This window comes from Moritella dasanensis ArB 0140 (assembly GCF_000276805.1).
GTDB lineage: Bacteria > Pseudomonadota > Gammaproteobacteria > Enterobacterales > Moritellaceae > Moritella > Moritella dasanensis.
On record NZ_AKXQ01000005.1, the window covers coordinates 77,873 to 98,939 of the forward strand.

Sequence of the window (21,067 nt, forward strand, 5' to 3'; positions counted from 1 at the left end):
CAATCTATACCGATCGGTTCACAATTGCAAGCGTAAATTTTATTACATTTGGAAATTATTATGACAGTAGGTCGAAATCGTAGCTTTGATAAAGACAATGCACTTAAAAAAGCCATGCTGGTATTTTGGGAAAATGGATATCCCGGCACCTCGTTAACTGATCTAACGAATGTAATGGGTATTAACAAATCCAGCCTTTATGCTGCTTTTGGTAATAAGGAAGAATTATTTAATCAAGCTATTGAATTTTATTTAAATAAACATGGTGTGGCACATTTAGCTGAGCTTTTTAAAACAGAACAAAACCTAAAAGAACGAGTCAGAAACTACCTACTCTCTATTGCTAACATGTTAACAAACCCAGATTTACCTAAAGGGTGCTTAATTTGTAATTCTACATCAGAAATAGCCGGTCATTGCTTACCTGATAATTCGGCAAAAAATATTAATGCTATAAATCAACAAACCATTTTTACGTTAACTAATTTTTTTGAAAAAGAACAACAAGTAGGAAACTTGCTCGAAGATAATTCCTCAAATTCGATAGCAAATTATCTTTTAACACTACAATTTGGGTTAGCTGTTTCTGCTAGAAATGGAAGTAGCATGGAAGATCTTGAAGAGGTCATAAACTTCTCTATCGGGCAGTTTAATTTGTAGTATTACAAGAACAACAAAGGGGGCAGTGCCAAATTTATTTACACAACTAAGGGCTCTTTATCTACAATAATCATTATAATAGTGATATTTAGACAGCAATTCTGATTCAGAGTTATTGCGGACTAAATAACCGTCAAATTTTAAATCTATTATGTCTACTGTCATATCAACGTGATCATTAAGTATTTATGAATAAAAAATATAAAATTCGTATAGATCGAGTCATTCAATATATTGAAATCAATCTAGCTAACAAAATTTCATTGGCTGAAGTGGCAAACGTAAGTCATTTTTCGGCATATCACTTTCACCGAGTTTTTACAGGCATTGTCGGTGAGACCGTTAATAATTACATCGTTAGGCGAAGATTAGAGCGAGCAGTCAACGTATTGATTTTTAAAACTGAGCTATCCATTACTCAGGTAGCTTTAGATAATGGCTTTTCGTCAAGTGCCAACTTTTCAAAAGCAGTAAAGCTTCATTTTGGGTTTAGTCCGTCAGAAATACGGAACCCAAATAAAGTTAAAGATAGCAAGATTGGAAAAATATCTAGCAAGTATGGAAAAGATTTTAATCCCTCTGATTTGTATCCTACTCGCATCACAAATGAAGTGATGAAAAAAAACAACTTAGAGGATACAAATATGAATATTGAAGTAAGAGAGCTTGACCGCCAACGTATATGTACTTTGGCTTCTGAACGCGGTTATGAATCTGACGCTATATATCAGGCATGGGATAAGCTTATCGATTGGGCTACCTGTAATGGAATAAAACAAGAAGAACAAGAACGCTTTGCCTTTGCTTTTGATAACCCAACAGTTACGCCAGTCGATAAATGTCGTTACATTGCTTCGGTAGTGATTGGTGAAAATGTACAAGTTAAATCACCATTTTCAGCATCTGAGATACCGAAAGGTAAATACGCAGTACTCTATTTTAAAGGTAGCCCTGAGGAAACAATTAAGGCTCAATTAAGTATCTATTCTGATTGGTTACCTGATAGTGGATTTGAACCAGATAATTTTCCGATGCTAGAGCATTATCTGAATGATGCGAGAGTTGATGGTTATGTTGAAATGGAAATCCACGTTAAACTAAAAACAATTTAGTTACTGTACAAGAATCACAAAAAAGCTCAATTCACTAAAGTATCAATGTATGCTTGTTTTTTGTTATTCCAATGTATGGCTGTTCTGACACAGGTCTAGAACTGCGTATTTAAGCTAATAAAGGTGAGCATTGATATAGACATAGTCCATTATCATGCCCGCCTTTTTGCGTTTTAACGATAGAAAAGGTGCACAATGGTTACAATGAAAATAAAATAAGTGGATTATTTTTTGCGTCTTTTGGTCAATGACACCGTCTAGCTATAAGCACTGTAAATAAAGAGCACTGTAAATAATGAATACCGTAAATCGATTAACTTGAGGCTCCGTTAATATGTTATCTGAATGGCAAAATCACAAAGCGCAACTGCGCGGTTATGTAAGCAAGCGCATTGATGATGCTGACGCTGTTGACGATATCCTGCAAGATGTATATATCAAGGCCAGCAGTAACTTGCATCAATTAAAATCTACCGGCAGCCTCAAAGGTTGGCTTTATCGTATTGCGCACAACACCATCATGGATTTTTATCGAGGGCGTCAACCTTATGACCCCCTACCCGACGACCTCGTCGCCGAAGAGGAGGATGAAGGCATTGAAGCTCGCGAAGAATTAGCGCAATGTTTGCGCCCACTGATTGACGAACTACCAGAGAAATACGGCACCCCATTGCGCTTAGCAGAGCTTGAGGGCGTTTCACAAAAAGACATAGCCCAGCGACTCGGTTTATCGCTTTCTGGCGCCAAGAGCCGTGTGCAAAGAGGCAGAGTCAAATTTCGCGAACAAATGATGGCATGTTGTAATTTTGAAGTAGACCAAAACGGTATTGTCGACTACACCAGAAAAGATACCGGCAGCTCACCTAAATGTGATCCCTTATTGGAGCAAAAATGAATAACCAAGCAAACGTAATGATCCCACAGCATGTAATTGAAGACGCCACAGAATGGGCAATCATGCACGGCGTCGCATTTCGTCAAGCAGACAACACAGCAAGACACTGCCCTTTTAGCATTGCGCCAATGACAATGAAGCGTGAAGTATATGAACATTTGCGTAAAGTAACGCCGCTAATCACCAAACTAATCAGCAACCTGTCTGAAGACCATGATTACCTGCAATCATCATTACAAGACATGGCCAAAGCCGATCCCTTTTTCGGACGCTTATTAGCCCTGCATCAGCAAGCGCACTATGATAAAAAACAGGGCAATACAGACAAACGCCTTAATCCGGCACGTACACCATTACTGTTAATGCGCACCGACTTTATGGATGACCGTGAACACGGCGCTAAAGTCATCGAATTTAATGGTATCGCAGCGGGCATGGCACCCTTTGGTCAACGTGCGACAGAGTTTCACGCCTTTATGACAAACCAATGGCCTGCCGTTTACCGTACATGGTCTGAAGCAGCTTCTAAAAATAGCCCTGCTACACCAGCAGAAAATCAAGGCCTAGAACAACTCGCTTATGGTATTGCCCAAGCAGCTAAAAAAGTCCAAGCGACATTTACTGCCGACACGCCCCAATCAAAGCCAACCTTTTTGATGGTGATCCAAGACAATGAAGATAATGTTTACGACCAGCACTTGCTTGAAATCGCGCTGCAAAAAAAGGGTTTACGCACAGTAAGACGGACATTTGAGCAGCTCAGTACCCAGCTTGCAACAGGCGACAACCAACGTTTAATGTTAGAAGGTGTTGGTGCTATCGATGTTGTGTATCTACGCGCTGGTTATCAATATTCAGACTACTATTCTCCAAAGCGTAATGAATCGGTATGTTGCCAGACGTTAAGCCAGACAAGATTGTTTATCGAGCAACATCACGTAGCGATGAATGCCACTATCGGCCAGCAGTTAGCCACCAGCAAAACCATACAAATGCTGCTAACGATAATGCCAGCTGAAGACTATTTACGCTGGGGACTGACGCTGGAAGAAGCGCTATTAGTCAAAAGTTTGCTTGCAGAAATGAAGCCTGTGAATGACAACACCATCACTTGGTTTAACACCCAAGCAGACAAACAACAATGGGTATTAAAGAATCAAGGTGAAGGTGGTGGTCACTGCATTTTTGGTGACGATATTAGCGATAAATTAAATCAACTTAACCCAACTGAATACGACGCATGGGCGCTAATGTTACGTTTGCATCCACATGAACGCGAGACGCCAACCATTGCAGTACGTGATGGCCAGCAAACTCAAATAGACGATTTAGTCAGTGAAATAGGTCTATTTACTGCCTACTACAATGGTGAGCCAGTAACGGAATATGAAGGTTATGCAGGGTATTTGATCCGCAGTAAACCAGCGAGCGAGAACGAAGCTGGTATTCACAGTGGTAAAGGTATTTTAGATTCTCTTGCATTGATTGATTAATTAATTAATTGAACGATTGATTAAATCCAAGGCTCATCATTAAATAATAGTGATGAGTCATTAAATAATTTGCGTCTTTTTTATTTATCTCCGTCTTAGTTATATCAGACAACAATCACAGAGATAAATCCATGTTAAAACTAGCACCAAGTCAGACAGATATTAACAACAAATTCATCAAGCACGACAGTAATATGCTCAAGCAAGTCTATGGCACCGATGATGTAACACCTTATTGGATTGCAGACATGGACTTCCCCATCGCATCACCGATAACTCAAGCCATGCAACAGCTGGTTAGCCGCGAAACTTACTCATACGAATTTGATTCTAAAACAGTGTTCCAGGCTATTTCACAATGGAATAAAACCCGTCACAACCTTGATCTAAATCCCGAGCACTTTGTGCCAGCACCAGGTGTATTAAGCGCGATAGCCTTATTAATCCGCGAGTTTACCGACGAAGGTGATGGCGTATTAATTCAAACACCGGTCTATCATCAATTCCGCCGCTTAATTGAATCGGCAGGACGCAAAGCGGTGAACAACACGTTACAAATCGACAATGATAAATATGTCATGGATTTTGCCGACTTTGAAGAAAAACTGCAAAGTGGCAAGGTGAAAATGGTGTTGCTATGTAACCCACACAACCCTGTCGGTCGTGTTTGGCACAAAACAGAATTAGAACAACTGGTGGCAATAGCGAAGAAATATAACACCCTCATCATTAGTGACGAGATCCATGGCGACATCGTGTTTGACGAAGCCACATTCACCAGTATTAGTTCATTCGATTATGACAACAGCTTAACGATTATTGGTTCGCCAGCTAAGAGCTTTGGCTTGAACAGTATTTCGAATGGTTATATTTACAGTGACAACAAAGTATTACGCGAGAAGATCAAAAGCACTGTGGTTTCTATGTCACTTGACCACGAAAATATCTTTACCACGAACGCGACTATTGCAGCTTATCAGCACGGCCAAGCATGGTTCGATGCGTTTTTAAGTTATACCCAAAATACCCGTAATTGGATCACCGAATTTATGGCCAATGAGCTGCCACAAGTGAAAGTATTTGTACCTGAAGGCACGAATCAGATCTGGTTTGATTTTAGCGGATTAGGATTAAAATCGGCGCAACTTAAATCACTATTAACACAGCAAGCAAAATTGGCACTTACCCCAGGTACTTGGTTTAGTGAGCCCGATGAAAACTTCTATCGCATGAACTTTGCATCTCCGTTAGCGCAAATTCAGGCTTCGCTCACGTTGTTGAAATCAGCAATAGATATAGAACAGGCATAACGCTAAGCTCTGTTCTATAGCGACATATGTTAAGACATCTATTAAGACATAACCGAATTTATGAATGAGGAATATTCTATGCCACAAACTATCACCAAAGGTATTAAAGCCTTAGAAGAAGAAGCTTATCGTGTCGTTGACGATATATCGATAGCTGAAGCCAAAGCCCTTTTTAACGATGACAATTATGTGTTTGTCGATGTCCGAGAAGCTGAAGAACGACAAACTCTCGGTGTGATCCCCGGTGCATTTACCTGCCCGAGAGGCATGCTTGAGTTTTTAATCGATTCAGCATGTCCTTTCCATAATAAGATTTTTAACCAAGACAAAACCTATGTGTTTTATTGTGCTCGCGGCCTGCGTTCACTTTATGCAGCTAAAACAGCTGCAGATATGGGGCTGACGCCAGTTAAAAATCTAGCGGGCGGTTTTGCGGAATGGGTTGAAAGTGGCGGCGCTGTCGAGTCGTAATTAGAAAGGTGTGATTGTTAGAAGGTATGCAGTTTCGACACCGCGTTAGAACTGCATATTGAAGCGAACAAATGCGAGCATAATGTGGATTTATTTAATTATAAATGTACCATTATCATGCTCGCATTTTTACGTTTTGAAACTAAGTAAATTACCGTTTAAGATCTATCTCATCATTCATGGTAAGCGTTAAGTTGGTTACCCCTCACTATAAACGAACGGCTCCTGGATACAATTCATCGTCCACTAACAAGTCTGATACATCTTCAAAGGTCAGTGTATTGTTTGCAATATCAAATTTAAATAACCTTCTTGATAATGGATTGCCATTAGTTAATAAAGTATCAGCGACAATACCCATAATAAAACCATCTATTGGCTCAGATAAAAATCCAACGACTCGCGTTTTAGTATCGCTGCTATAATGGGTCAAATCTATTTGTTTTGTTATGCTATTATCACTGGGATTATAGCTTGCAAGGAAGCCATCAGTTGTACCAAAATACAAGAAATCGTCACTGGCACTTAGCATACGTGTTGAAGGTAAAATATCAACACTGTTTAGGTCAGAGACTTGTTCCGTAATAACCGGGTCAGCTGTACATGTCCCAACATCCACTTGTAATATCCTATTAGAGATACCACTTGTAGCCATATATAAGTTCCCATTACTGTGTAACGTTGCACCTCGCACTATTGTTTCATCATTTGGTAACGATGTTCGATGAACGGCATTATTATTACCAGGGTGAGCGTTACAATTAATTCCTACGTCAAATAAAGCATTAGTAGTAGGATTGCTAATAGGTCCCCAAGCAGGATAAACGAGAATATTATTAACTGACTCCATCGTAAATGTGGTGGTATTACCGTCTAAATAGTTACCAGAATCAGTCCCATTTATTATTGCTTCGGAAATATAGCTCCGTTTAGTCTGCATGCCCGTTGATGAATCAAAGTTAACAAAATAATCATAATTCCCAAGATTTGTATCTTTCGCCACGCCCCAGATATCACCATTATCCAACACCTCAAAATTCAACGGTACAGATGCATAAACCCCTGCGTGGTGTTTATCATCATAAAGCTGTTCAGGTACTTGTGCCGTGTATGAAGAGCCATCTTTAGCAACAGTGACAAACCCGTCATACACCCCTATATCAAAACTAGAAACAACAATTGAATCATCCAATACCAATGGTTTCGATGCTAAATATGCAGGTTCCTCTGTCCCTAATGGGATTGATGATAACGCTTGAGTGGCACGGTCGTATTTCAATAAATAACCAGTCACACCCAATTCACCTGTCACCGAAAATTGTAAAATGTATTGGTTGTTCGGACCACCTAAGCTAGGCTTGCCAACAAAGTGTTCACCGTGCTCAGGTTTACCTTCAAATAAAATATTTCTGACGAAAGTGTTGCCAGGATTAATTTCTTCTACTCTAGAAGGATAAAAGAATGCATCTTTATATAAATTTAAACTACCACGTCCTATGTAGTCGGCCCCATCTAAAGTACCAGCAGTTACTAAAATCCGTCCATTGTCAGGATCCACTGTAAAATCAAAAGGTGCAATATTCAGATTATCGGAGCCATTGATACTTTTCCATTCACGGAAGGTCATAACGGATGTAGCCGCATTACCACTTGATACTTCTAACAGACGAGGACTATTATTTGTGTATGAACCAGTCCTATCCCTGTCATAACCGCGGCAGAATTGATAGGTTTTAGCACCCAGTTTTGCGAGCCCAGCATTATAATAACACTCATCATTACTCTCATTAATAACATTGGGGTTGAATGTATCATCGTTACTGCTGACTATTGTTTCACCGTTTTTATAATTAAAAACAGAGTAGATAAATCGTTTGTTTACCGCGTCATACAATGGCTCTGAACTTGTACCGTGAAGTGAGTATTGATTAGGAATCAATTTTTCAAACCATGTCAGTTCCCAAGGCTTAGACCAATCACTTTCCACACTAGGGCTAAGAATTAAAGCATATCCTTCCACTTCTCCAGATATCGATGTATCAGGATCACGCCATTTTTCACCGTCAGACATTAGGAATACAGCGTCGCGATTATTATATTCGCCTAGTACAGGGTTACTGAATAAATTTCTAAATATTTCCTGATTTAAGATTCCATCACCTTCATAAAATTCGTAGACTATCGACATCTGACCAAAGTTTTCCGTGTCGGTTTTATCGATATTGATGTATAAAATGACACCATCGCCTCCACCATTTAAAGATTCTCTACCTCCGTCTTTCGTAACCACTATTAAGCCTTTACAATCCGGTGTCATAACCGGTGCAGTCCGCCAACCAGATGCAAACCAACTAGAAGAACTGATGTATTGCTTATCGATCACTTTTTCGTAAGTCAATTTGTCGGACTCGGGATCGAAACTAATTAATTTACCCGCGCTAAAATAATGAGAATCCACAACCCCCCAAAATTTCCCGTCGCCACCACCATCGACACAGGTAGCAGGATTACTGTAAATCAAGCCATTATGAAAATCACGTTCATTAGTATGGGGGTCGTGACCACCACTCGCTTCATATAACACGCTTTGCGTTGACATGTCCTCAATTTCAATCGAATACATAGCGCCTAGCTTATCGCTACCGGAGTCACCCGAAACGAGTAGTACACTAGGAGTTGCATCTAAAGGAGGCGTTGCATCTAAAGGAGGCGTTGAGGATGTATTGCTTCCATCACTACAAGCTACTAGCAATAGAACTACTGATGATATTGATATGATTTTACGCATTGAATACCTTTAAAATGTAAATGTAATCTATCTACATAAATATAGCTCACCTCCCTCTATACGGCTGAAATAATTGATTTTTAATGATTTTAAGTCCCAAAATACGAATGTGATCACATATACGAAACTTGCGCAGTATATTTAACAAATTACAGAATTTTATTTCGACGCTTACAACAAGCACATTGAATGTCGCAATGACTATATTGGGTATCGTCTAATACCAGACTGATAGCTTCACGCTGTTTAACCACTTCCTCAGCGAGCTCGACGACAGTTGGCGCAGTGAATAACAGGTATTATTGAGTTAAATTTTAGCTAAATGGTAAACAGGATAATACGATATGGAATAGTGACTTATAACTAAGAGTTAGGTGATGAACGACCATAAAACCAGCAATTAAATGGATTATAAACAACCAACACCATATTAAATATCGATTGGGCAATTAATAATCAAGCATTTAAAATGCGGATTTCAAATGCTTAACTTTTGCTTTGATGTTGATATCTATAGTTAATCTGGTATTTTATTGTTATCAATGATAAAACCAGTGGACAATATCGTTACAGGGTGTTTTATTAATGAATAATAGAGGTATTGAAAAATGTGAACTATATGTTATTTTCCTGTGATATTAGTGATTTATCTTGAATCACACGTTGCAGAAATTGGTCTAATGAAAATAACAATTAAAATAAAATTAACTATTACAATTTGCGTGATGCTATTACTTGTTAACGGATTCTTTATTACAAGTATTTTCATGACAGAAAAGACAGTGCTAGCGACAGAGAAAGTAAACATTCGAACTAAAGTCGAAAGCTTAATAAAGAATAACTTACAAGGTCAAACCGACAACCTGAGTTTCTCTTTAGCCAACTTATATGAATCCTCTTCAGCCAATAAAATCAGACAAGAACTTCGTGCTGATATCCTCACATTCAAAAAAACAATTGCAGATATGTATGCAGATGCACCGTCGGACGACGATGCCCAAGCAAATATCAACGCATTCATTGATAACTATCGTTGGAATGATGGCCGTTACATTTTTGCTTATGATGCTGACTCACTTGAAAACATAGCCAATGGGGCGAACCACCGTATTATCGGCGATTCTAGCTATAACTCGCAAGATAAAAGAGGTAATTACTACGCGCGAGACATTGTGAACAGTGCTAAAAAATCAACAATTGGTTATAGCCAGTATTACTTTCCAAACCCAGTGTCAGATACAGTAGAAGAAAAAATGTCAGCTTCTTTCTATTTTGAACCACTGAACCTGGTTATTGCGACTGGTGAATATACTAGCCGATTAAGACAAAGCAAAATTGATATGGCGTTGCATTCAGTCAGTCTTACTCAATACGGTAAAGACGGCTACTTTTGGATCCAAGATGCTGACGGTAAAATCCTTATGCATCCAGACGCTAAGCTAATCGGTACGACCGCTGACTTTACCCGTAATGCAGCAACTCGCCTTCAAAATGGCTCTGATATTTTCATGTCTGCGGCATTTAAAAATTCAGAGACGAATAAAGTAGAAAACAAGATCCTGTATGTACGTAATATCTTCCCTGATTGGGGTTGGTCACTCGGTACTGGCACCTACGAGAGTGAGATAACTACCATTGAAGAAAGTTTAACGACTGCGACAGCAGATATTTTCGATACTGAAATAAAAAATAGTTTTAAATTCGCGTCTGTCCTTTTCATCCTTGCGATTGTGTTTTCACTTTGGCTTATCAACTGTATTATTCGTGAATTACTGGTACTGAAATTAAGTATTGATAATTTATCGACTGGTGAAGCAGACCTAACCTCGAGATTAGTGATTAAGGGTAATGATGAAGTTGCTGAAATTAGTCACTCGGTAAATAATTTTATTGGTTACTTACAATCGATGATGTTGGATATATCCGGTGCGTCAAAAAATATTACTCGCGGTATTAATGATATTCACTCACAGTCTGAGCGTAATACTCAAGCGCTGGATAATCACAGTGCTGAAACAGAATTAGCAGTAACCGCTATTACTGAGATGAGTACAACCGCAGACATCGTTGCTCAAAATGCACTGCAAACAGCAACGAGCACTCAAGTGGCAAACGATGACGCGCAAGCATCGAAAGTAACGGTTATCGAAGCATCGAATAGTGTTATGTCTTTAGTCTCTGAAATGGGTGATACAGCCAAAAGTATACATGCCATGAATGAAGGCACTAAAAATATTGCCACTGTGTTAGAAGTCATTGGAGGCATTGCTGACCAAACTAATTTATTAGCATTGAATGCCGCAATTGAAGCAGCAAGAGCTGGTGAACAAGGCCGTGGTTTTGCCGTTGTAGCTGATGAAGTTCGGTCTTTAGCAGCCTTAACGCAAAACAGTACCGCAAAAATTAATGACATGTTGCAAAGCCTAACCGTTCGAGCTAACTCTGCCGTATCCGCTATGAATAACACAACTGAGAGTTGCCAAACAGTGGCGACAAATACGTCCAGAGTAACCGAGAGCCTAGATAGTATGACGGGATCTATCGTTGAAATTAACGATTTAAGTACTCAAATTGCAACGGCTTCTGAAGAGCAAAGTGCGGTGACTGAAGAAATAACGCGTAACATGCATACCATCCAAGAGATGGTACAAGTGTTAAGTCAAAACGGTCAAGAAACAAAGCTAAGTGTGAAGAGTCTTACCGATGAAAACGAGTCACTCGCGACATTGGTTGGTCGTTTTAAATTAAGCTAATACGGTTTATTTAAGCAGGATAAAGCAATCCAATTTAGGGTGTGATGCCCGAGTTGGACTGCTTATTTATTCTATGCAAAGAAAGACTAATCTTCAAAGTCTGAAATAAGTAAATTCGCTGCTGCAAAGGCCGCGTTATCGCGAACTTCGTCAGGTAGAGATTCGTTACTTGCCACATCGTTTAACGCTTTAATCGCACAGCCAATCGCTTTGGGAATATAACCTTGATCGCCACTGCCAATTAATGAATACAGTTCACGGATTTTGTCACAACATTGATAAACGTTCATAGGAAGCCTTATAAAGAAGAGTCGTTTAAAACAAAGATGAGGCTATTTTATCCTTTGCCTTAATTCAATGTCGAGCATTAAGTGGTTTGATTGAGGATGTGTTGATCTTGGTTGGAAAAAGTGGAAACTATCACCATTCTTAAAAAGTACTGACATACACTTACATCTCAATTATTTACACGCCTGAAACACACAGATAAAATTATGATCCATACTTTATTCAGGTTATATCGTGATGTTCCGTATACAAAAGATTTTGTTTATATCCCTACTTACCAATTTACTCGCGTCATGCGCTTATCATGAATACAATCCATCAAAACCTGATGACTATGCGAAATATTGGTGCCAGGAAGAACACAAAAATAATTCCATACTCGCTGTTCTAAATACCGATCAGGGGCGCGAAGACACAACCCCAGACAATTGTGATATCTATTACAGATAGCAGGCTGGAATAGTTAACCCTTTAAGCTAAATATCTTGCTGTTTAAGCAGTTTAGTTGGGATCACATCATCAACTCCAAGCGTCAAATGTACGGTTTCAGTGGGCACTTCTGCATACGCTTGTTGCTCACCATGTTGGTTGAATGACAGCTCGATTTTAGAATCCCACAGACGCATTTCATTAAGCTTAATTCGGTCGCCAATAAAATAAGAATCTAAGTGTTGGATGGTTTGGTTATCAATGTCTTGTTCAAACAAGCCAACATAAGTGAATACCCCACTACCTTGATTGCTAACAGTAAAGGGCGCGACAAAATACATTTTATTCTCCGCAGTCATCGAGCCTAAAACATTGATAAACATGTAGTCGAGTAATACCTCACCACGTTCTTCTCCGATCTGATAATTACCCTGCGCTTTACCGTGCGGAGTGCCGAGGCCAATTATAGAAGTCAGTGTAACGCTAGTATTTTTGTCAGTACTTGTATCAGAATTTGAATCGCTGTCAGGTAGGTTGATAATAAAATCACTGCTGGTTTCCATGGCAAATAACGTCCGTATTACTTCAGAGTGATAGTTAGGTGCCTTGCTACTGCTATCGCCCATATAACGAGCCACGTTTACTGATGCCAATACACCGACACAAGCCAGTGCGATATAAATTAACTTTTTCATTATGAATACCTTACTGCTAAATATCTGTAGACATAATACAACGAAAACCTGCGGACGGGTATACAGACTCAGTAAGCATCTGTATACCCGTATATTTAGTGTGATTAGAAGGAATTAACGCTGCTATTTACGACCTTGTTTACTCGCGTCTTTTTGTTTCAGCATTTCAAGATCAGATTTAGTAATTGCACTTTCAAAGTCTGCGCTGTTCGTAAATTCACAATATCCCGGCGCAACGGAAACACCACCTTCAATAAAAGGGAGTTTACTCTGCGATTGTAATCTCAGCATTGCGGCTATTTTGTCAAAAACGATAATCGCAGCTGACTCATTACAGCCTTTAAGCACAACGACAAATTCATCGCCGCCCATGCGGATAATGTGGTCCTCTTTTCTGATACAAGAGTTAGCCGCATCACAAATCATCTTAATCGCGATATCACCGTAGTCATGGCCAAATTTGTCATTAATCATTTTAATTTTATTGCCATCAAGGTAGATAACAGTGCCGCCACCATTCAACACACCTTCTTTCATTAACACTAATTCAATGAAGTCACGATTGTAAACACCCGTCAATTTATCGGTAATTGAACGCGTTGTTTTCTCTCTAATGAGCGCATTTTTTAAGTTCAGGTGTAATAACATATAAAAGATGATCGCCAAAAATAGCCAGCAAACAATAAACAACGGAATGATACTTTGAATTGGTGCAAGCAGTGCGTGCCTTTCAATTATAAGGTAACCAAACTTACTTTCGTGAAAAAACACAACATCCGTATTGCGATTGAAAATTGATGTGTAGTCATCAGAATAAAGCTCAATATACTTAAACGGTTTATCCTCAAATACCATCGAAAAAGGGGTTAAGTCGACACTAAACGCGCTCATATCTTCTAACGACATATGAAACATAATGTAAAACGATGTGCCTTTAAGACGTTTCATTATAATTACGCTTGGCTTATCATCTATTAGTGTATTGTGTACGTTAGAATAATGAACCTCATCAGTATTTTCACCACAAGAGTCTGTTTCTACACACCGTTCTTTTTTAAATGTCTTCTGTAACGTCTCATCAGAAAAATCCATTAACGAAATAAGTTCATTGCTATCAATACTACGAACAAAAGGGCGGATCTTACTATCATTTAGTTTTTTTAAAATTCTCGAGTCCAAAGAATTCATAAAATTAAACACCTGTACCCCCTGCTCTGTTTCACCATCCAGAGCATGATGCAGAAATCGACCATCGTTATTATCACGTGTCGAATTTATTTTATGCGCATTAACATCCCACAAGTCAGTGACGAGGTTGAGGATATAACCGTAGTTATCAAAATTTGCATTGACCTCATTCACTCTACTGGTAAAAGAAGAATGTGATCGGTGAAAGTATTTATTATAATTAATCGCGGCATAAAGACTAACAAATACAAGACTTATAAAAATAGAAATAAGCACACTATAAGTTAGTTTGTTCACATTCTTCGTCATCATCTCACTCCAAAAAAATAAAAAATTCACCTATACATAAGCAAATTAAATCCATAATCGTAATCACACCTGCTTCTTGGTGAGATAACACGATTTAACCAAGCAAGATCAGGATAATAATTACCTCTGAAAAATCATTTCTAGGCTTAACCCCTTATATAAGCTGGAATTATTACATAAACGATATTTTCAGATTGGTATAAACAGGGCGAATGGCTTATTTCAGGTGTATTTACTAGGCATACTTTGTTCATCAAATCGACAAATTACAAAAATAAGATCAAAAAAGCCCCCAATAATGGAGGCTCTTTTTAATGAATCTTAATAACTAACCACGACATCAGTTAATTAAGTATTCAGTTTATTCGTATTCAGAAGCGTAAGTTTCTTCATAAGAGTGTGAGTAAAGCTCGAATAAATTACCAAATGGGTCTTCTAGATAAACCATTTTAGCTTGCTTACTGTCATCTTCTGGGTGGTAGCGATGAACGTCCATACGCACTTTACCGCCGTATTCTTCAGTTCGTGCCATCGCACCTTCGAAGTCATCTGTTTGCAGACAGAAGTGGAAGATACCAAGGCGTGAGAAATCAACTTCGTGACGTTCTTGGCGTTCTTTCATTTCAAACATTTCAACACCAATGCCGTCAGTCGTGACTAAGTGAGCAATGTTAAAGCCTTTAAAGCCCTCACCAAATACTGCAACGCACATTTTACCGATAGCAGTCTCACGTTCTTCAAGTACTTTAGTGTTATTCATTACAATTTTAAGACCCAGCGCTTTAGTGTAAAACTCAACCGCTTTATCCATATCGCCGACCATAATACCTACATGATTCATTTTCATAATATGCTCACTTATCCGTTGTTAGTTAGTTAGTTGTTTGTCTGTTTTGATGGAGTGAGTATAGGCAGTGTAGATAATTAAGTGAAATTATCAATTTTAATGTTTTTGATAATTTATCGTAATGATAAAATCATTACTCATTATTTGAAACCATGTTATAGCGAATCAATTTTTTGCATAACGTGCGTAAAAGATCCTGCTCATCTGACGCTAAAGGAGAGAAATAGTCAGCCGTTATTTGCTTTAAACAATGACTCGCTTTCTCTTTTATCTCCATGCCCTTTTCAGTCAAGCCGATATATCGGGCTTTTTTGTTCAGTTCATTTTTATGTACTTCAATAAGACCGCGTTTAATAACATGGTCGACTAAACGCTTTGTCACCGAACGTTCGCGATGTAGGGCATCAGATAATGTCTGCTGCGGTACGACCCCCAAGTGAGCAAGTACGCGAAGCAAACCTAGCATTTCGAGTGTAATATCAAATTCAGTGTTTAACGTTTGATTCGCTTGCGTGCGGAATTGTTTACCCGCAAGCCCCATCATAAACGAGGTGCTTTCATCCAATTCTGGAATGTTTGTGATTTCTTTGATCATGATTGTCTCGAGAACGTGTTAAGTGATGAAAAATGAAGAGGATGCTCAAGGTCACGGTAAGCTCCCATGCGCGTAGATAGGTATTCTCTAACCCAAGTGCTGTATTACCGATATATAACTGAATAGGTAACATAGTAGCCAATAATACATCAGCATGAAGATCGCGAGAAGGCCCTTTCGACGTAACCATCCATTTAGTAATTATAAATACTAACGTACCCAAACCTAACGCATAAAAAATAATTATGCTTTGGTGCCCGCCCATAATGATGGTAAAGATAACTGCAATGGCACAACCGCCAATTTGACTAATAAAACGTAACAGGACAACAGATTTAAACTTATCTCGCGTAAATTGGATTGAAGCCGCAATCACAGGCACCATGCAGAAAGTGGCAGAAAGTAAGTCGACAATCATCAGAAATGCCAGCCCACCACCAATTAATCCCCCCGACACAAACCGATGTTGATACGTAACAATCTGCGCTTTGAATGCAGGTGGTTTAGCCATTTTATCAGAAGGAAATAGGGTCTCCATTGTCTTTGCAACGATCGCCGTAATCATCATAGAGATAAGGATCTCATGAATACGCATCGGCATATCAAAACGGCCTTGCTGTGAAAACACCACAATTAATATCCAGTTAAAAGTAGGCATTAACATACCGCCCAACTTAATTGGCGTATCAGCACGGCGGCGCATAGTATCAAAAAACACTAAGCTGATAGTCCAGATGATAAAGGGGTGATCATAAAAAATTTCAGAAACAAGCAATGCGCAGGCTGCAGCCAATAGTGTAGGAAAAAACATCTTTCCTATCCCTTGCCATGAAAAATTTTTGCCCTTTGTCATTAAAATCGTTGGGTAAAGTGCTAAATATACCGGTGAACCAAGATCGAAAAATTTACCCATCAACATACATAACGTAATAGTCAATGTCACTCTCAAGGTTTCATTAACATCTGAATTTTTAATCAACATATTGGCACCTCCGAGAATTTAGTAGATATATCTGAACCAAGACACTAATTTTATCCATGTGTAGCCAATGGTGTCGATGATGATATTACCGTTACTGACGATTACACTCGCTCGAGAGCCAGCGATTAAAGCCGTATTTGCATCGTTGATATGAATTCGAGTTCGAATTTTTTGCTGCTCACGGATCCAACGAGAATCATTTGTGACAGTCGATAGTTGACTTGTTGAAGTCGATGAATCAAAAATGGCCCGATCTTGATTGGTGATCTGCCCAGAAAAAACCTGGCCAGGCATCGCATCAAATGTGATCCATACATTAGCACCAGCCTGTAAATGAACGATCCCTTTTTCATTAAAGTCAGCACTTAGCCAGGTACTTTCTTCGTTAATCATAAATAACGACACAGTGCCTTTATTTACATAACTTCCTGACTGTAATTGTAAATTACTAATAGTACCCGAGAATTGAGCCGTCACATTAGTACGAATAAGATCGAGTTTTGCTTTTGCGAGTGCCGTTTCAGCTATCTTAATCGCTGAACTTTTATTTTTATTAGAAAGCTCAACTTTAATGCGTAAAACGTCAGCATTTGCAGCTTCTACAGCACTTTTGGCAATGCTTGCATTCATACGACTCTCATCAAAGTCTTGTTCGTTTAGCAACCCTTTGCTGAGTAATCTCTGGCTACGAGCATACTTAGTTTGTGCATTATCCAATTCAAGATTACGTTGAATAAGACTTTGACTTGCAGATTTCAGCTCTTGCCATTTAGCCGAATCTAATTCTTGGGCGCTATGCAGTTCCGCTTCTGCTGACTGCACATCCAGTTGGTAGTTCTGACTGTTTATACTAAATAATTTATCGCCAGCTTTAACATTTTGCCCATTATTTATATTGACCTCGGTGATAACACCAGACACTTCAGGTGCAATATTAGCGATTGTTTTATGTATCGTCGCTTGAGTGGTAAAGGGCGACACATTATCTGAGCCGATCAAAAAAATGGAGAAGCCGACAGTGATTAAACACACGGCATATATTATAAATTTATAAATTGAATCTTTCAAAATTGTTACCCATACAACAAAACATATACGCAGCATACTCTTTTTTGTTGTACATGCAACTAAAAGTACTAAGGTGCATTTCAAACTTTAGTTACATAACAATAAAACCTAAATACAAGTAAATATCATTTAGATTTGTAACCAATTGTATTTATCCACGATGAGTCACACTAAAACTGTACTGGCACACGATTAACTACTTCTTAACCGATTGTTATTATAAGATAATCCAATATATATAAAGATGTTTATTAAATTATGTTGGATCGTATTGCAATAACCTGATGCTGTACGCCCCTGTGACGATAAATTATTAACGAGTTATTTTAACCATGATGTTCAGTAGAAAATTATTATTAGTTACCTTTGCCCTACTCGCGCTCTCTAGTTGTGCAACTGCCCCCAATCAAAACCAGCCGCTGACGACGATCAGTAGCGATACCTTGGATAATGGCTTCTTTTATGCCGTTCACTCTAAGCCACAAAGCGCTGATAAAATTGAGCTACGCTTGATGATCAAATCAGGATCATTAAGTGAAACCGAGGCACAGTCTGGATACGCACACCTACTTGAACACATGGCCTTTAATGGTACTAAGCACTACCCTAAACTAAAAATTGACGAGTTATTTGAAAAGTCAGGCTTAGTTGTCGGTAATGATATTAATGCTTATACCTCGTTTGATGAAACGGTTTATACCTTATCGATCCCTAAAGCCAATAAACAGTTACTGGCTGATGCGCTGTTATATTTCCGCGATATTTTAACGGATATTGAATTAGAACAAGGCGAATTGGATAAAGAAAAAGGCGTGGTAGAAAATGAGTACTATCTAAGTACCCAACAAGAACAATCTTATAACTATGCATTGTTCCGTGACTATATCAAAGACAGTGAATACGAAAACCGCTTACCAATCGGCACAGTTGAAAGTATTAAAAACAGTACGGTTGCCTCTGTTAACGAGTTTTACACAGCTTGGTATCGCCCCAACAATGCCAAATTATTGATAACGGGTGATGTCGATAGTGAACGCGCAACGCAACTGATCACAGAGCTTTTTGCCAGTATAGATAAATCAACAAACGACACGAAACAACCGGAATTCACAGCACCAACATTTAAAACCCAGACACGGGATTACAGCAGTAAAGTAATTAATTACTCCCAAACAGACCTGTACTTCGAAGTACCTAAATTAGCAATTACCGACAGCCAAGATCTCAGTCAGGCTTTCAAATTAGATATGCTAAACATGTTGTTCAATTATCGTTTGACGGCGGCTAACAGCCAACGCGAAGGCTCCTTCAATAATATCGGTATTTTCTATGATGTTTTGTTAGGTGATAAAGCGCTCAACAATATTTCAGTAAGCCATCAAAAAAATGAAAGCCAACAAGCGGTTGAGTTTATTGCCCAAGAGCTAGCGCGCATCCAGCAATACGGTTTTAGCCAAGCTGAATTTGACCTGCAATTAGCACAGATGAAATCAGACCAAGCCCAGCTTAGCAATCACTACATCAATCAAGACGCGGCGCAATTAGCAGGCGCAACGATATCTGCTTGGTCAACCGGCGATATTGAATTTACTTTCGAGCTTGAACAACAGGCTTATCAATTATTATTGAGTACGGTTAGCCTCGAAGAGCTTAATCAATTAGCTAATGAACTTATCGACAGCCCGCGTCAAATGACCTTTGCGACGCCATATCAAGCCGATAAACCTGATTTGTTAGCAGCCGATAAACTCTTTGCTTATGCCCTTACTCAACCAATTAAAAATATCGTTCTTAACATTGAGACACTTACCTTGCCAGTCGCTAAAAAAAGCGCCACAGAAAGTGATATTCTCAGTGAAAGCGTTGATGCCAAACAGCAACTGACACCGTGGCAATTAAGCAATGGTGTGAGTGTGGTATTACAGCCAGATGACAGTATTAAAAATGAAATTAAGATGAGTTTTACAGCGCCAGGCGGCAGCAATGCATTTACCAAGCAACAACGCGCGGCCAATTATTTGCTCATAAGAAGCTATTTAAACAGTGGTTTAGAGGGGTTGTCAGCGCAAACGATAGGCCAAAGGTTTGAGCAAGAACGTATCGATATTATGCCAATTATTGATACCAACAATCATGGTTTCAATATGCATTCGATTAATGATCCAAAGAGTTTGGAATTATTATTCTCGATGTTATACAGCAGTGTCACCAATGCAAAAGTGAATGAGCATGAATTTGCGTTAGAAAAACAAGCTGCCATTGAATACCAACAAAACAACCTAACGCTACCAGCGACTGCAACGTGGATAAAAACAGGTGAGATTTTATTCCCTCACAATCTACAGCAAGAACAAATTTCAGTGCAAGAATTAGCCGAGGTAGAACAACACGATATTGAAGCTATTTACCAAGCACTGTTTAATAACGTCAACGGCTATAAATTAACGATCGTCGGCGACTTTGAACCGGCGCAATTAAAGCCACTGATATTGCAATATGTAGCAACGTTACCTAGGGGGAAAGAAAGTAAATTTGACCACCCAGTACAGTCGTTAATAACCCAAGCCAGTGGGATTAATGAAACAACCTACCCGCAAGATAATGGCCAGGTATTGTTTTACACTGTCACCGATACCCCAAACCCAAGTATCAAAGCGGTTTATCAGGCCGAACTCATGCAGGCCATGCTTAGCCAAACGTTAACGAAGATAGTCAGAGAGCAATTATCGTTAACCTACTCTCCTTACGTGATGGTTCGCGACCAAGCAGCAGGTCAGGCATTTACTGAAGTCATGATTGAATTAATCACTAAAGTTGAAGATATCGAAACCACGCAGCAGGTTGTCGATGACATCATTGCGGGTTTACTGACTAACGGTATCACCCAAGCACAGTTGGACGAGAACAAAAAGATAATAGCGCAAGATCTGGCTTCGTCATTAACTGATCCAGCGAGTAAGCAATGGCTGTTACACCGAGATCATTTATTTAATTATCCATTAGGATCAACAGAAGACGCGCCGGCAATATTTGCCAGTATTTCGGTTGCAGACATGAACCAATTTATTCGCGTCTACTTAGATCCAAGCAAAACCATGCGATTAACAAATAGACCGCAACAATAATAACCACGATTAACGGATCAGCACATCACCTTGGTTCAATTGACCACTGGGTGATGCGT

Annotated in this window: 16 protein-coding genes; 8 read left to right on the forward strand and 8 right to left on the reverse strand. The window is 39.1% G+C overall.

Annotated features, from left to right (window positions below):
* The first annotated feature begins 60 nt into the window (after nucleotides 1–60).
* The 6 genes from A923_RS0105595 (at nucleotide 61) to A923_RS0105620 (ending at nucleotide 5,941) form a co-directional block, all read left to right on the forward strand.
* The gene (locus A923_RS0105595) at nucleotides 61–660 is read left to right on the forward strand and encodes a TetR/AcrR family transcriptional regulator (protein ID WP_017220677.1); all 600 of its coding nucleotides are present in this window, start codon (nucleotides 61–63) and stop codon (nucleotides 658–660) included.
* Between the two features lie 188 nt (nucleotides 661–848).
* Complete coding sequence (locus A923_RS0105600) at nucleotides 849–1,772, forward strand: AraC family transcriptional regulator (RefSeq protein ID WP_017220678.1); 924 nt, start codon at nucleotides 849–851, stop codon at nucleotides 1,770–1,772.
* 334 nt (nucleotides 1,773–2,106) lie between these two features.
* Nucleotides 2,107–2,667 carry an RNA polymerase sigma factor SigZ gene (sigZ, locus tag A923_RS0105605; protein WP_017220679.1) on the forward strand — a complete coding sequence of 187 codons (561 nt, stop codon included), beginning with the start codon at nucleotides 2,107–2,109 and terminating at the stop codon, nucleotides 2,665–2,667.
* Nucleotides 2,664–4,160 carry a glutathione synthase gene (locus tag A923_RS0105610; RefSeq protein ID WP_017220680.1) on the forward strand — a complete coding sequence of 499 codons (1,497 nt, stop codon included), beginning with the start codon at nucleotides 2,664–2,666 and terminating at the stop codon, nucleotides 4,158–4,160. Before sigZ ends, A923_RS0105610 begins: the two co-directional genes overlap by 4 nt.
* Nucleotides 4,161–4,291: 131 nt before the next feature.
* Complete coding sequence (locus A923_RS0105615) at nucleotides 4,292–5,470, forward strand: MalY/PatB family protein (RefSeq protein ID WP_017220681.1); 1,179 nt, start codon at nucleotides 4,292–4,294, stop codon at nucleotides 5,468–5,470.
* Between the two features lie 78 nt (nucleotides 5,471–5,548).
* Complete coding sequence (locus tag A923_RS0105620; RefSeq protein WP_017220682.1) at nucleotides 5,549–5,941, forward strand: rhodanese-like domain-containing protein; 393 nt, start codon at nucleotides 5,549–5,551, stop codon at nucleotides 5,939–5,941.
* 208 nt (nucleotides 5,942–6,149) lie between these two features.
* Here A923_RS0105620 and A923_RS0105625 read toward each other — a convergent pair whose 3' ends face one another.
* On the reverse strand, nucleotides 6,150–8,729 hold the full coding sequence (locus A923_RS0105625) for a hypothetical protein (protein WP_017220683.1): 2,580 nt from the start codon (nucleotides 8,727–8,729) through the stop codon (nucleotides 6,150–6,152).
* 767 nt (nucleotides 8,730–9,496) lie between these two features.
* Between A923_RS0105625 and A923_RS0105630 the strand changes: the two genes are divergently transcribed.
* A complete protein-coding gene (locus A923_RS0105630; protein WP_337454695.1) occupies nucleotides 9,497–11,482 on the forward strand; it encodes a methyl-accepting chemotaxis protein in 1,986 nt (661 codons plus the stop codon).
* A gap of 86 nt (nucleotides 11,483–11,568) precedes the next feature.
* Here the strand turns inward: A923_RS0105630 and A923_RS0105635 are convergent, their stop codons facing one another.
* The 7 genes from A923_RS0105635 to A923_RS0105670 form a co-directional block, all read right to left on the reverse strand.
* Nucleotides 11,569–11,772 carry a YaeP family protein gene (locus A923_RS0105635; protein WP_017220685.1) on the reverse strand — a complete coding sequence of 68 codons (204 nt, stop codon included), beginning with the start codon at nucleotides 11,770–11,772 and terminating at the stop codon, nucleotides 11,569–11,571.
* A gap of 474 nt (nucleotides 11,773–12,246) precedes the next feature.
* On the reverse strand, nucleotides 12,247–12,894 hold the full coding sequence (locus tag A923_RS0105640; protein WP_017220686.1) for a hypothetical protein: 648 nt from the start codon (nucleotides 12,892–12,894) through the stop codon (nucleotides 12,247–12,249).
* Between the two features lie 123 nt (nucleotides 12,895–13,017).
* The gene (locus A923_RS23210) at nucleotides 13,018–14,394 is read right to left on the reverse strand and encodes a GGDEF domain-containing protein (RefSeq protein ID WP_017220687.1); all 1,377 of its coding nucleotides are present in this window, start codon (nucleotides 14,392–14,394) and stop codon (nucleotides 13,018–13,020) included.
* 358 nt (nucleotides 14,395–14,752) lie between these two features.
* Entirely contained in the window at nucleotides 14,753–15,238 is a 486-nt protein-coding gene (locus A923_RS0105655; RefSeq protein WP_017220688.1) for a VOC family protein, read from the reverse strand.
* A gap of 133 nt (nucleotides 15,239–15,371) precedes the next feature.
* Nucleotides 15,372–15,833, reverse strand: a complete 462-nt coding sequence (locus A923_RS0105660) for a MarR family winged helix-turn-helix transcriptional regulator (protein WP_017220689.1) — start codon at nucleotides 15,831–15,833, stop codon at nucleotides 15,372–15,374.
* Nucleotides 15,796–16,815, reverse strand: a complete 1,020-nt coding sequence (locus A923_RS0105665) for a DUF2955 domain-containing protein (protein WP_017220690.1) — start codon at nucleotides 16,813–16,815, stop codon at nucleotides 15,796–15,798. Before A923_RS0105665 ends, A923_RS0105660 begins: the two co-directional genes overlap by 38 nt.
* A gap of 18 nt (nucleotides 16,816–16,833) precedes the next feature.
* Entirely contained in the window at nucleotides 16,834–17,883 is a 1,050-nt protein-coding gene (locus A923_RS0105670; protein WP_026006082.1) for an HlyD family secretion protein, read from the reverse strand.
* Nucleotides 17,884–18,215: 332 nt separating this feature from the next.
* Between A923_RS0105670 and A923_RS0105675 the strand changes: the two genes are divergently transcribed.
* Nucleotides 18,216–21,008, forward strand: coding sequence for a M16 family metallopeptidase (locus A923_RS0105675; RefSeq protein WP_017220692.1), 2,793 nt, complete (start codon nucleotides 18,216–18,218; stop codon nucleotides 21,006–21,008).
* Nucleotides 21,009–21,067: the final 59 nt, after the last annotated feature.